Genomic DNA, 12471 nt, shown 5'->3' on the forward strand with positions numbered 1-12471 from the left:
TTATTGAGCTATTTTTGCTTGAATGCTCATTTCCCCATTTTTAAATTCACGCTATATCTACTGTTCTATAAAAAGTATCTTTAAGTTTATTTGAAATTTCAATAATGAGTTCTCTTCATTTTTAAATATCTAAAGACTTAAATTGCGACACGCACTTTGTCTTTCTTTTGAATAAACGCCACACTGGCTTGATCCTGATTAATCATCTCAACCGCTTTCTCTGCAATCATAATTGCAGGGGCATTGGTATTGCCATTCACCACTTTTGGCATGATTGACGCATCGACCACACGCAAGTTTTGAATACCATAAACTCGCAAACGTGGATCAACCACAGCCATCTCATCCACTCCCATTTTACAACTTCCTACAGGGTGATAAACGGTATCTGAGCGATCTCTTAAAACTTGTCGAATCTCCTCATCTGTTTTTACAGTGGCTGTAAATAAATCTTCTTTAATCATGCTTTTAAAAGCATCAGATTGCATTAATTTCTGAGTGAGTTTAAAGCCTTTGACCATTTCCTCTAAATCAGACTCTTCCCCATAGAAATTAGGGTCAATCAATAAAGGATCATCGATACTTGGTCCACTCATCTTAATGGAACCACGACTGACTGGATTGAGCAGGCAGACATGACAGGAAATACCATGTCCTGTATGCATTGTTCGTGCATGATTATCCACGAGCGCAATGACGAAATGTAACTGTAAATTCGGTAGGCTTTGTTCGTTTGAACTTTTAATAAATCCGCCACATTCAGCAAAATTCGTAGTCATCAAACCACGGCGTTCTTTACGGTAACGCCCAATTTGTTTAAATAGATCAATCGAACCTGGCAAGGATAATCCAAATGTCCCTTGAATTTCACTGACTTTATAACCAAAAATAAAATCAGGATGATCATGAAAATTTTTACCCACACCAGGTAAATGCTGTTTCACTGCAATTCCATGTTCAGCAAGTTCTTGTTGGTCACCAATACCTGAGAGCATCAGAATCTGTGGCGACTGCATCGCTCCCGCACTCAATAACACTTCTCGACGTGCAAAAATTTGTTTGAGCTGCCCACTCTGCTTATATTCCACCCCCACAGCCACCCCATTTTCAATCAAAATCCGCTGAGTCTGTGCATGGGTTTCGACCGTTAAATTTTTACGATCTCGATGTGGAAACAAATAAGCCCGCGCGGAGCTGCACCGCTCCCCATTGATATGGGTCACTTGATAAACCCCTAAACCTTCCTGCTCTTCACCATTGAAGTCATCCAGAATTCGATAACCTTGTTCTTTAGCGGCTGCGATATATTTTTGCTGTAATGGGTTATCACTGCGTAAATCAATAACTGAAAGTGGGCCAGCATTACCATGATATTTGTTTTTAATTCTTTGGTTATTTTCAGATTTAATAAAATAAGGCAAGACCTCATCATATGACCAACCAGTATTGCCTAAGGCTGCCCAATCGTCATAATCTTGTCGATGTCCACGGATATACACCATGGCATTAATTGCCGATGAGCCACCCAAGCATTTTCCACGAGGCTGGTAGCCTTTACGACCATTTAAGCCCTTTTGCGGTACAGTTTCAAAGGCCCAGTTATTGATCTTGGTTGGAATACTAATCACCGCTGCACAAGGAACTTCTACTTTCCAGCCCTCTCCAGCCCCTCCTGCTTCAAGTAGACAAACAGAAACTTGCGGGTTTTCTGATAAACGCCCAGCCAACACACAGCCCGAGCTTCCGCCACCGATAATAATATAATCAAATTCCTGTTTATTCACGTGAAGTTCCTTTTTTGTTTTAAATTATGCCTCCATTATTATGCACACTTTCAATCAATAAAAAATCACTATTCTCAGCCTATAACGTTTTTATAAGTTAACAAACTCAGCAAAAAGCATTTACGCATTGTCTAAAAAATAAACTTATCAACTGCGGTTTTTTATATTAATCTGCTGTAAAGATTGTTTTAAAAAACAAGAGATAAAAATTCTATGTTTATTATCAGACAGTTTCAGGAAACCGATTTAGACGAAGTCATCGCACTGTGGGAAGTCTGCGATTTAACCCGTCCTTGGAACAACCCAGAAATTGATATCTTCCGTAAAGTCGCACAAAAAGACGGATTGTTTCTATTGGCGGTCAAAGATGAACAATTGATCGCTACGGTTATGGGGGGGTATGATGGGCATCGGGGCTGGGTCAACTATCTTGCCGTGCACCCTCATGATCAACGTAATGGTGTTGCGACCGCACTGATACAACAACTTGAAAAGCGCTTAGTTGCATTAGGCTGCCCAAAACTGCAACTCCTGATCCGCAAAGATAACATTGATGTACAAAGCTTTTATGAGCAACTTGGCTATGAAGAAATTGAAGTCGTGTGTTTAGGTAAACGCCTTATCCCAGATTAAAATAAGCCCAATAGAATTAATCTCATAGTTATTTACAAAAAATTTTAGAATTTATAGCCATATGATAGACCTAGAATATCCTGACTCATTTTGAGTTTCGCTTCACCACTACCAAACGCAGGGGAAATTTTTCCTTTTACCTCATCTTCTAAAGCACGTGTATAGGCAATATTGATTTCTTGATGTTGATCGAAATTCCAAGTTGCACCTACGCTGAGGTGGTCTTGAATCACCCCTGGAGCAAGAATATTTAAAAAGACTTCACTGTCTGGAATCGGTTGATCATTATGACTATAACCGGCTCTTAGTGTGAGCTTTGGATGTGCTTGATAAGACACACCCAGTTTATAGATATTGATATCGTTCCAGCCAAATCCAGGCCCTTGTAGTGTACCAAAAGCATGACCTTGTTGTAATTGTGCAAGATCAAAAGGATTTCCTACCGATTTCACATCCGAATAGTTAATCCGTTGCACATCCGCAGCTACTGTTAATAAAGGTGTGATTTTGACAGCTACACCAACACCATAACTTTCAGGAACATCAAAGTCACCTCGTTCAGCAAATAACCCACGATATCGATCAAAGCGATCTGCATTAATTTTTGAAGAATAATTTGCACCAAAAGTTAAGCGTTGATCAAAGAATTTTCCAGCCCAACCAATACGTGCACCAAAGCCAGTCGCAGAATCCTTACCACGATTGCTTAAATTTAAACTATCGGCTGAAAATGCGCTAAACCCACCAATTCCCTGCGCTTCAAAACGTTGATAGAGAATATTGGTTGCAATTCCAATAGATTGATTTTCTGAATATTTCCAAGCAACTGCTGGAGTAATGAAAACCTGTGTTAAATCCACTCCTGCTGTTCCAGTGTTGCCAAATGCTGCAAATGGATTATTTTTATACCCCGTATTCATTCCGCCATTCCCATATATTGCTAAACCTAAAGCTACTTGGTGACTAATTTGGTGATTGAAGGCAAGCTCTGGTAGTACAAAATATTTGCGTCCATTGCCGTCGTATGTACCATTGGCATTAGGATAATCTTGTGGTATTTGATTAGCCACAAACTCAGCTGAACGATCAGGTGAAAACACAGTTGCACCAACATCAATACGATCACCAACCCAGCTTAACCCTGCTGGGTTATTAGCAATCGTTAATGCATCTTGAAATTGAGCAATGGAAGTTCCTGCATTGCCTTGGGCCTTTACCCCATAGCCATGCATAAAATAACCTGTCGTTGCAAAAGATGTAGAGCTGAATACCGATACCCATACAGTAAGGGATAATATTTTAACAGGAGTTTTCATCAATTATCTTACTTTTAAATAATATATAAGTAAGTATATTGTTAGCAATATTTGTTGTAATCAAAGATAAAATGCGATCCTTATTTTATTTGTGCATAAAGCATTTTTTCTTTGATTTTTTAATTTTGCCCACTCTTAAAAAAACCGGGAATGTGATGGTCAAATCTGCAAGCTCGTTGGTTAATGCTTCAGCTAAATCAAGTAATGGATGATCCTGATTTCTTTCGCAATAGTGTTTAATTGCAGACCAAGTGGATAAGTACTTTAATAATTGCGCAGACGACCACTGGTACTGCATCTTAAACTCAGCAACATTTATTTCTTCAAAAGGAAATGGAATGGTTTTATATTCTTCATCGATATAACGGCGCTCTGTATCCCAATAGCCTTCTAGTTTTTCAGTATATAAGTTTTGAATCATTGTATTGATGGCTGAATTTTCGACATGAATTAAGCCGTAACCGATCACCGCAAGAATACCTTGGGGTTTTAGTGTGCGTTCAACTTCTTTATAAAATTCTACAAAATCAAACCAATGAATGGCCTGAGCAACAGAAATCAAATCAAAACTCTGTGCTATAAATGAGGTTTTTTCGGCAGATTGGACTTGATAGCTCACATTATCAAAATAAGGTGCAAGACTTAATTGTTTTTCGCTCATATCTGTTGCAACAATATGATCGAAATAAGGGCTGAGCAGTTGAGTAAATTGGCCTGAACCTGCACCACAATCCCAAGCAAAACCACGTTCTGGAACATGATTTAAAATTTCCTGAACCACTTCAGGAGGATAACTCGGTCGGGCTTGCTGATAAAGCTGGCTACCTGATGAAAATAAATCTTTCATTGTTCTTATAACAATCTATTTCACTTACCTAAGATTTATCTTACGACATTTATAAGTCATGACAAGATATTTTGTAAGACAATGGCTTCAATTTACAACTTCTCAGTGACATTTTTTAATGATGAGAATCAATTTTTGAATTCCCAAAAAGTAAACAGACAATAAAAAACCTCAAACAAGGTTTGAGGTTTTTCAAATATGGTGGCGAGACCCAGGATCGAACTGGGGACACACGGATTTTCAATCCGTTGCTCTACCTACTGAGCTATCACGCCGATGCGGTGTATTAAGCCGTATCTCAGTTCAATAGTCAATAAAAATCATGACTTTTTTATTCAACCGAATATTTTTCATCCAAAAAAAATCCCTGATGGGATCAGGGATTGAAATCTCAAAGATTTTTAAATATGGTGGCGAGACCCAGGATCGAACTGGGGACACACGGATTTTCAATCCGTTGCTCTACCTACTGAGCTATCACGCCGATGGGGCGTATTAAACAATTTAATGGTTTAGCCGTCAAGCATTGAAATCACAAAAATCATTCAATAGTTTATTTTTACAACAAAAACCACTCATTCACGCTGAATAAGGTTGTTTTCCATACACTTTTAAGTGATGGGGTGCCAATTTCTGCATTTTCTATTTAGAGACCAAGGTATTCATCCAAAATTTAATTTGTCTAAAGTGTTTCTCTGAAAACTAGAATATTCTGCTTCAAGATTAGCCCAAACTTATTTTTCCTAAAATATCCAAATAAAAAAAGCAACCTAATCAGGTTGCTTCAATTGATTAAAGACTCTTGATCATCTTAGATTTTGCCTAAGTGAGCTAAACAACGGTGGATTGCTCCACAGCCCGGTTCAAAATTTTTAACGCCCTTTTCTTCCTCGATCCGACAAACTTCTTCGACTAAACGTTCTGCAACGCCTCGTCCTCGGTTAGCAGGATGCACCACAATATTTTCTAGAGTCCGACTTTCACCTTGCCCTGTACACCATAATGCACCAATAATCTTTGTATTAAATTCTGCGACATAAAGTAAGGTATAATGAGCCAAGTTTTGCTCAAGTTGTTCTATGGCATCATGACCATCCCCAAATTCAGGACTGGTGTCATATAATCGCTCAAGCTGATCGCGAACTTCTTCATTTTCGAGTGAAGTTTTAGCATGTACGGTAATAGGCATTGATTAACCCTCCTGAGCAATCTAATATGCTGTGACTTTCGTCACAGCGAAATATCTTTACATCAAACTTTTAATTTTTGACGTTTTTTGAGGAACGTGTCTATGGCGCAACGTATCAGTGAAGTGGTAAGAAACACCAACGAAACTAAAATTCGAGTTCGTGTGAATCTTGATGGTACTGGTCAAGGCACGCTCAATACAGGTGTTCCCTTTTTAGACCATATGGTTGATCAAATCAAGCGTCATGGTTTATTTGACATCGATATTCATTGTGATGGTGACTTAGAAATCGATGATCACCATACTGTAGAAGACTGTGGAATCACACTAGGCCAAGCATTTGCGCAAGCACTAGGTGATAAAAAAGGCTTAAAACGTTATGGTCACTTCTATGCGCCGCTTGATGAAGCTTTAAGCCGTGTCGTAGTGGATTTATCAGGTCGTCCGGGCTTATGGATGGATATCCCTTTTACACGTGCTCGTATCGGCAGCTTTGATGTGGATTTATTTTCCGAGTTTTTTCAGGGCTTTGTAAATCACGCTTTAATGACTTTGCATATTGACAATTTAAAAGGCAAAAATAGCCATCATCAAATTGAAAGTGTGTTCAAAGCATTTGCACGTGCACTTCGTATGGCATGTGAAGTTGATCCTCGTGCAGAAAATACTGTTGCATCGACCAAAGGAACCTTGTAATGACCCGTATTGCCCTTCTTGACTATGGCATGGGAAATCTTCATTCAGCAGCCAAAGCACTCGAACATGTTGGCGCAACTGTAGATGTCACAAATGATCCAAAATTAATCGCTCAAGCAGATAAAATCGTATTTCCTGGTGTAGGTGCAATGCGTGATTGTATGCAGGGTATGCATGAAGCTGGTATTGATGAAGTTGTACGCCATGCGGCGTTTAATAAACCTGTACTTGCGATTTGTGTCGGTATGCAAGCTTTGCTTGAATCATCAGAGGAAAATGCAGGTACTCCAGCACTGGGGATTTTTGATGGAGTTGTAAAACATTTCCCAGATATGAAAGACTTAAAAGTCCCACATATGGGATGGAACCAAGTTCATCAAATAGATCCGAATCATCCTATGTGGAAAGATATTAATCAAGATACCCGTTTCTACTTTGTACATAGCTATTATGTCGAACCACAAGAGCAGTCTCTTGTTGCTGCAACATGTGATTATGGTTTGCAGTTCTGCACAGCCATTCATAAAGAAAATTTGTTTGCGACACAATTCCATCCAGAAAAGAGCCATACAGCAGGTTTGCAGTTACTGAAAAACTTTGTGGAATGGAAAATCTAATTCATTCGTCAGTTTCATCTTGATTTATATCTCTAAAAATCAAGCCAATTGCAGTTGGCTTGATTTTTTATTCTATTAAGACTTTATTTTTTATCCTCTGTTTATTATGATTCATTCAAATTGAATAAAAATCCAACAATTCATTTTAAAAACTGATTTAAACCTTAATTCATTCTAGGAAAACAAAAATGCCCTCTAATTTTCAAACCCATGATTCAGCTCTAAGCGCCGGTGGCCGTTTCGGCAGATTATCCTATTTAGGATGGAATATGCTATTGGGCCTATCTATGTGCGTAGTGGGTATTATCGCTGCATTATTCATCCCTGCTTTAAGTAATTCACCTTCTATGGCACTCTTATTTATATTAGGTGCAGTTGCAATTATTATCTACATTGCTCTGATTTACTTCAGTTTTATTTTTATAATCCGCCGCTTACATGACAAAAATCAAAGTGGATGGCTATCTCTTCTCATGTTTATACCTTTGGTTAACTTATTCTTTTTTATTTATTTAAGTTGTGCAAAAGGAGATACAGGGGCAAATAACTATGGCGCACCTCGTATTACTCAGGGTTGGGAAAAAGTACTCGGCTGGATTTATATTGTAGTATTACCAATCAGTATTCTAATTCTTGCAATTACAGCAATTCCAGCATATCAAAGTTATATAGAGCAAGCACAACAACTACAACAATATCAACAGCAAATTAATCAATCTGAATAAAGCATCTGGAATAACCACCCTATGTTTATAAGGTGGTTATTTTACTCTTTGGTGACAAAACCACCTTCCAACGGTTCAACACTAATTTTAATATCCGCCTTTAAATTTAAAGCTGCGTACCGGTCTTTAATTTCATTGATCAATTGTTCCATTGTGACATGACTTAAATCCAATTCAGACTCAGCATACGCTTTGGTCACCAGATCTGCTTTATCTTGGTGTTTAGATTCCATATTCCAGCGTTCAGTCATCCCAACTAAACGCGCCAATTCAATTAAGCTTTGCGCACTCGACGGTGTTGAGTTTTGCAACCATTTGGTCATGGTTCCTTTTGAAGTCTCGAGTACGTTAACAATATCACTGGCTTTTATATTTTTATCCTGAATTAATTGCTTTAAACGCTTGGCGCCTTCTATAAAAAGATCATCATCTTTTTCAACCATACAATTTATTCCTGTGTTTTTGACCCACAAAACTATCATCTTTTATTCAAAGTTTGTTATAACACAATATGGTTAATATTTTTAATGCTTAAACTGGTCGACTAAAATTTGTGAGCTTTAATTTGTGAATATTCAAACTCAGCAACTTCCTAGTAAAGAACAAATTCAGAGCTTTCCCCGTTTTCAAAATTTGCCTTTGAGTAACATCGTTGTGGTCAATAGCTTACAACAATGCCAAGCAATTGAAGCAGAATTAAAAACGGCGCACATTTTTGGTTTCGATACTGAGTCAAAACCTACCTTTAATAAAGGTGAAATACAAACTGGTCCACATCTTATTCAACTGGCGACATTTGAAAAAGCCTATTTATTTCAAGTTTCAGCAGATATTTTGGCTTTTCTAGCGCCCTTTTTTGAAAATCCTGATCAAATTAAAGTCGGTTTTGGCTTAAAAAATGATGCACATCTATTTCGTAAAAAAGGCATACAACTCAACAGTGTTATCGAACTTTCAAAATGCTTTTCGAGTTTTGGTTTCAACAATCCTTTGGGGATTAAAAATGCGATGGCATTGTTATTCAAGGTCAACTTCCCTAAAAGTAAATCAATTAGCACTTCAAATTGGTCACGTAAAATCCTCACAACACCTCAAATTGAATATGCGGCAGCCGATGCTTATGCTGCTATATTAATTTTCAAAGCCTTACTGGATTTAGGCTTAATACCTGACACGATCGCGCATACTCAGCTTAAATTGAGCATTCAGCCCAATAAAAGCCTAAACTGACACTTAGAAATTGATCAAGTTTTTGCTAATATGAAGATCAATAAATTCTTAATTGAGATTAAGCAAGGAGCGAAAGCATGCTGATCATCCCGGCAATTGATCTGAAAGATGGTAAATGTGTTCGTTTAAAACAAGGTCGTATGGAAGACGATACCGTATTTTCTGATGATCCTGTCGCAACAGCACAGCATTGGGTGAATGAAGGCGCTCGTCGTTTACATTTGGTTGATTTGAATGGGGCTTTTGCGGGAACACCAATTCATAAACCAGTAGTTGAGGCAATTGCTAGAGCACAACCTGAACTTCCTATTCAAATTGGTGGTGGTATTCGCTCTTTGGAAACAATTGAACATTACCTAGATGCAGGTGTTTCTTTTGTAATCATTGGAACTAAAGCAGTTCAAAATCCTGAATTTGTTGAAGAAGCATGCAAGAAGTTTGCAGGACACATAATCGTTGGTATTGATGCAATAAATGGTATGGTTGCAACAGATGGTTGGGCAAATGTCACAGATGTAAAAGCCACTGATCTTGCAAAACGTTTTGCAGATGCTGGGGTTTCGAGCATTGTTTATACCGATATCGCGCGTGATGGTATGATGCAAGGCGTAAATGTTGAACAGACTGTAAATCTTGCGCAATACTCAGGTCTTCCAGTGATCGCGTCAGGCGGTGTAACCAATCTAGACGATGTACGTAATTTAAAAGGGAAACCAGGTATTTTAGGTGCGATCACAGGTCGTGCAATTTACGAAGGCACACTCAACCTACGTGAAGCTCAATTGTTATTGGATGAACAAGGGTTTTAATGTCCAAATCAAGATCTGATTAAAAAAGAGAACCTAAGAGGTTCTCTTTTTTTATATGTGAAAAATAGTGTTTGAATTGCTATATTTTTATTTAAACCAATGTATTTTCAAAATGTTGCATTTCAATTTTACTGGCTAAAAAGGGTTTCATTGACATAAACCACTGTTTGAATTCATCCGTTTTCATAAAAATATCTGTATGGGTTTGAAGGTCAATCCAATGAATTTGAAGAATATATTTTTGATTATCTTCTATACATCGGATCAATTTAAATTTTTCACAACCTTGAGCACTTCTAAAGGTATCCGATAGTTCATAAAATTTCTTTTCAAAAGCCATTTGTTGACCATCAACAATATGAAATAAAGCCTGTTCGATCACCATGATTTATTTCTCTTTATCAAAATTTTGATTCAATAGGCTATCACTATTGCATGACAATTGAATGATTTAAATACCCGATTACTCAGCTTAACATCTGCACAATCCTGTGCTTTCACGTAAAATAGCCCTGCCCTTCCACATTACTCTATTTTATGTCTTCCTCTCCCCTCGCTTTATTTTTAAAGTCCAGAACACCTCAAATTGCGTTGATACTTATGACCATGATTTGGGGTGGTACATTTGTCATTGTACATTGTGCCCTAAACTATAGTTCCCCTATGTTTTTTGTCGGTTGTCGTTTTGCTGCGGCCACCATTGCTGTTGGATTATTATCTTATAAATATCTAAAAGGTATAAATCTAAAAGAGCTAATCGCAGGTGCGCTCATTGGTGGCATGATTGCTGCAGGTTATGGCTCACAAACGGTAGGTATGCAAACTATTAGTAGCAGTGAGTCTGCATTTTTAACTGCTTTATATGTGCCACTTGTTCCGATTCTTATCTGGGTGATTTTTCGTAAGAGACCACAAATCATGATCTGGCTTGGTATTTTTTTAGCATTTATCGGTTTAATTTTTCTGACAGGAAATGGTTTTGATCAAATTGATTTAAATACAGGGCAAATCGTCACATTAGTTGGCTCATTTGCAATTGCTATGGAGATCATTCTCATCGGGTACTTTGCTGGGAGCGTCAATATTCAGCGTGTAACGGTGATTCAGCTTGCCTTTGCTTCATTGATTTCATTTGCCAGTATGCCTTTTGTGGATGAGTTGCATATTCCACCCTTTTCGTGGCAATTGGTGATGCTTTCAGTTGGGCTAGGCTTAACCAGTGCTCTATTACAATTGACAATGAATTGGGCACAACGTTCTGTCGATCCTTCTCAAGCTGCCCTGATTTATGCTGGCGAACCAGTTTGGGCAGCTTTATTTGGGAGAATTGCAGGTGAGCGCTTACCATTGCTGGCTCTTTTTGGCGGTTTACTTGTAGTATTGGGGGTTATCATCAGTGAATGGAAACCCAAATTTTTATACAAACGACAGCTTGAAGAAAATTCGGCTGAGATAGAAAAACAGCGTTCTTAATCAGAACGCTGTTTTTACTAAAATTACCGTTTGATCAAGCTGTATTGCTCAAGAACAAGACTTACCAAACATTGTTCATTCAGTTATATCGGTAAGGCTTGATCATCATTCAGCGCAATAATGCCTCGAATGGCCCGATAGACAATCCATATCCAAGAAATAAATAAAGTGGCAGCACAAAAGATCGTAGCACCCACCGCAACACCAGCAAAGGCATTGACATTATCCATGGTAAAAAATAGAAAAATAAACGGAATAAATGCAATTACCGTCCAGACTAAATACCACCAAAAAGTGCGGATTTGCCATCTAAAATGACTTTCGAAAATCGTACCACGGACCGAATTCAATTTTACATAATTGATAATCAATGCAATGATTGCAAGAATTCCCGCAGAAAAAATTGCAACAATATAAAGGATATATAAAATTAAAGTCAGAGATTTACTATTATTTGGATCAACATAATTATTCATTGTAAGCCCTTTTAAATTTGCTAACGCCCGTTTAAATCTTAAACATATTCAAAGGCGAAATTAACCATAAAATCAATAAAATATTAAAGAATATGGTACACAAATAAATCTTTTTAAAGGGTTGTTTTTGTGTTTTATGTCGTAAGCGTTGCTGGGCTAGCCAAGCTGCGGGCCAACCGCCTAAAAAAGCTAAAATATGCAGGGTATTTTCAGGAACACGACGCTGATTGCTCTGCGCAGCCTCTTTATCTTGTGCATAAAACCAATAGGTCATCACATTGATGATACTGACAAAAAGAATAAACATGCCATTGAGCAAACCACTTATGCTCATGATTGCCAAAACAATAATATAAACAGCGCACAGAATTTGCATCGGCTGTAATTTAGCCTGCTTTGTTGCATGTAAATGTTTGGCTTTAGCCGCTTGCGGGCTTGTCACTTTCGCCATTTGTGTAGCTTTTAAATACGTGACTTGTTTTGCTTTATAACGCCCTTGACCATCTAATTGCACCACATATTCAAGTGCACAGCCAACGATTGGGCGTGGCCCTTTTTGTGCAAAATCTTTGATGTGTAAAAATACGCGATCTTTTACACCATCATTTGGTTGAATAAAGCCATAGCCTTTATCATCAAACCATTCAACTAAACGACCTTGATCACGCATTTTATT

Annotated in this window: 15 protein-coding genes and 2 tRNA genes; 7 read left to right on the top strand and 10 right to left on the bottom strand. The window is 37.9% G+C overall.

The genetic code is table 11. From position 1 onward, the window contains the following. Positions 1-137: 137 nt before the first annotated feature. Entirely contained in the window at positions 138-1784 is a 1647-nt protein-coding gene (locus ACG916_RS07560; protein WP_419327993.1) for a GMC family oxidoreductase, read from the bottom strand. A 213-nt stretch (positions 1785-1997) separates the two neighbouring features. Here ACG916_RS07560 and ACG916_RS07565 point away from each other — a divergent pair, with 213 nt between their 5' ends. Further along, positions 1998-2417 (top strand): GNAT family acetyltransferase, encoded by a 420-nt coding sequence (locus ACG916_RS07565; protein WP_336953662.1) that lies wholly within the window; start codon positions 1998-2000, stop codon positions 2415-2417. 44 nt (positions 2418-2461) lie between these two features. Here ACG916_RS07565 and ACG916_RS07570 read toward each other — a convergent pair whose 3' ends face one another. From ACG916_RS07570 to ACG916_RS07590, 5 genes are all read right to left on the bottom strand, one after another. Then, complete coding sequence (locus tag ACG916_RS07570) at positions 2462-3733, bottom strand: OmpP1/FadL family transporter (RefSeq protein WP_419327994.1); 1272 nt, start codon at positions 3731-3733, stop codon at positions 2462-2464. A gap of 85 nt (positions 3734-3818) precedes the next feature. After that, a complete protein-coding gene (locus ACG916_RS07575; RefSeq protein WP_336953660.1) occupies positions 3819-4580 on the bottom strand; it encodes a class I SAM-dependent methyltransferase in 762 nt (253 codons plus the stop codon). A gap of 199 nt (positions 4581-4779) precedes the next feature. Further along, positions 4780-4855, bottom strand: a tRNA-Phe gene (locus ACG916_RS07580). 133 nt (positions 4856-4988) lie between these two features. Continuing rightward, positions 4989-5064: transfer RNA gene (locus ACG916_RS07585), tRNA-Phe, on the bottom strand. Positions 5065-5391: 327 nt separating this feature from the next. After that, positions 5392-5769, bottom strand: coding sequence for a GNAT family N-acetyltransferase (locus ACG916_RS07590; RefSeq protein ID WP_005034402.1), 378 nt, complete (start codon positions 5767-5769; stop codon positions 5392-5394). 102 nt (positions 5770-5871) lie between these two features. Here ACG916_RS07590 and hisB point away from each other — a divergent pair, with 102 nt between their 5' ends. The 3 genes from hisB to ACG916_RS07605 all read left to right on the top strand — a co-directional run bounded on the left by hisB (position 5872) and on the right by ACG916_RS07605 (position 7807). Further along, positions 5872-6465 carry an imidazoleglycerol-phosphate dehydratase HisB gene (hisB, locus tag ACG916_RS07595; protein WP_004725347.1) on the top strand — a complete coding sequence of 198 codons (594 nt, stop codon included), beginning with the start codon at positions 5872-5874 and terminating at the stop codon, positions 6463-6465. Beyond that, the gene (hisH, locus tag ACG916_RS07600) at positions 6465-7082 is read left to right on the top strand and encodes an imidazole glycerol phosphate synthase subunit HisH (protein ID WP_336953659.1); all 618 of its coding nucleotides are present in this window, start codon (positions 6465-6467) and stop codon (positions 7080-7082) included. The genes hisB and hisH overlap by 1 nt, the downstream gene beginning before the upstream one ends. Before the next feature lie 188 nt (positions 7083-7270). Continuing rightward, positions 7271-7807 (top strand): DUF805 domain-containing protein, encoded by a 537-nt coding sequence (locus tag ACG916_RS07605; protein ID WP_419327995.1) that lies wholly within the window; start codon positions 7271-7273, stop codon positions 7805-7807. A 41-nt stretch (positions 7808-7848) separates the two neighbouring features. Here ACG916_RS07605 and ACG916_RS07610 read toward each other — a convergent pair whose 3' ends face one another. Then, positions 7849-8250: a transcriptional regulator gene (locus ACG916_RS07610; RefSeq protein WP_336953657.1), complete on the bottom strand. Its 402-nt coding sequence runs from the start codon at positions 8248-8250 to the stop codon at positions 7849-7851. 124 nt (positions 8251-8374) lie between these two features. On the opposite strand from ACG916_RS07610, the gene ACG916_RS07615 reads away from it, so the two are divergent. Next, positions 8375-9037, top strand: a complete 663-nt coding sequence (locus ACG916_RS07615; RefSeq protein ID WP_419327996.1) for a 3'-5' exonuclease — start codon at positions 8375-8377, stop codon at positions 9035-9037. A gap of 77 nt (positions 9038-9114) precedes the next feature. Next, positions 9115-9846 (top strand): 1-(5-phosphoribosyl)-5-[(5-phosphoribosylamino)methylideneamino]imidazole-4-carboxamide isomerase, encoded by a 732-nt coding sequence (hisA, locus tag ACG916_RS07620; protein WP_419327997.1) that lies wholly within the window; start codon positions 9115-9117, stop codon positions 9844-9846. Between the two features lie 91 nt (positions 9847-9937). Here hisA and ACG916_RS07625 read toward each other — a convergent pair whose 3' ends face one another. Then, positions 9938-10231: an antibiotic biosynthesis monooxygenase family protein gene (locus ACG916_RS07625; RefSeq protein WP_336953654.1), complete on the bottom strand. Its 294-nt coding sequence runs from the start codon at positions 10229-10231 to the stop codon at positions 9938-9940. A 152-nt stretch (positions 10232-10383) separates the two neighbouring features. Here ACG916_RS07625 and ACG916_RS07630 point away from each other — a divergent pair, with 152 nt between their 5' ends. Further along, complete coding sequence (locus ACG916_RS07630) at positions 10384-11319, top strand: DMT family transporter (RefSeq protein WP_419327998.1); 936 nt, start codon at positions 10384-10386, stop codon at positions 11317-11319. 83 nt (positions 11320-11402) lie between these two features. Here ACG916_RS07630 and ACG916_RS07635 read toward each other — a convergent pair whose 3' ends face one another. Further along, on the bottom strand, positions 11403-11795 hold the full coding sequence (locus tag ACG916_RS07635; protein ID WP_004725331.1) for a DUF4870 family protein: 393 nt from the start codon (positions 11793-11795) through the stop codon (positions 11403-11405). A gap of 31 nt (positions 11796-11826) precedes the next feature. Continuing rightward, complete coding sequence (locus ACG916_RS07640; protein WP_419327999.1) at positions 11827-12465, bottom strand: DUF1294 domain-containing protein; 639 nt, start codon at positions 12463-12465, stop codon at positions 11827-11829. Between the last annotated feature and the right edge of the window lie 6 nt (positions 12466-12471).

The sequence above is a fragment of the Acinetobacter legionensis genome, from assembly GCF_048552295.1.
Taxonomy (GTDB): Bacteria; Pseudomonadota; Gammaproteobacteria; order Pseudomonadales; family Moraxellaceae; genus Acinetobacter.

Coding starts and splice junctions, on each gene's coding strand:
- ACG916_RS07565 (WP_336953662.1), top strand. CDS start 1,998: ATGTTTATTATCAGACAGTTTCAGGAAACCGATTTAGACGAAGTCATC.
- ACG916_RS07570 (WP_419327994.1), bottom strand. CDS start 3,733: ATGAAAACTCCTGTTAAAATATTATCCCTTACTGTATGGGTATCGGTA.
- ACG916_RS07575 (WP_336953660.1), bottom strand. CDS start 4,580: ATGAAAGATTTATTTTCATCAGGTAGCCAGCTTTATCAGCAAGCCCGA.
- ACG916_RS07590 (WP_005034402.1), bottom strand. CDS start 5,769: ATGCCTATTACCGTACATGCTAAAACTTCACTCGAAAATGAAGAAGTT.
- hisB (WP_004725347.1), top strand. CDS start 5,872: ATGGCGCAACGTATCAGTGAAGTGGTAAGAAACACCAACGAAACTAAA.
- hisH (WP_336953659.1), top strand. CDS start 6,465: ATGACCCGTATTGCCCTTCTTGACTATGGCATGGGAAATCTTCATTCA.
- ACG916_RS07605 (WP_419327995.1), top strand. CDS start 7,271: ATGCCCTCTAATTTTCAAACCCATGATTCAGCTCTAAGCGCCGGTGGC.
- ACG916_RS07610 (WP_336953657.1), bottom strand. CDS start 8,250: ATGGTTGAAAAAGATGATGATCTTTTTATAGAAGGCGCCAAGCGTTTA.
- hisA (WP_419327997.1), top strand. CDS start 9,115: ATGCTGATCATCCCGGCAATTGATCTGAAAGATGGTAAATGTGTTCGT.
- ACG916_RS07625 (WP_336953654.1), bottom strand. CDS start 10,231: ATGGTGATCGAACAGGCTTTATTTCATATTGTTGATGGTCAACAAATG.
- ACG916_RS07630 (WP_419327998.1), top strand. CDS start 10,384: ATGTCTTCCTCTCCCCTCGCTTTATTTTTAAAGTCCAGAACACCTCAA.
- ACG916_RS07635 (WP_004725331.1), bottom strand. CDS start 11,795: ATGAATAATTATGTTGATCCAAATAATAGTAAATCTCTGACTTTAATT.
- ACG916_RS07640 (WP_419327999.1), bottom strand. CDS start 12,465: ATGCGTGATCAAGGTCGTTTAGTTGAATGGTTTGATGATAAAGGCTAT.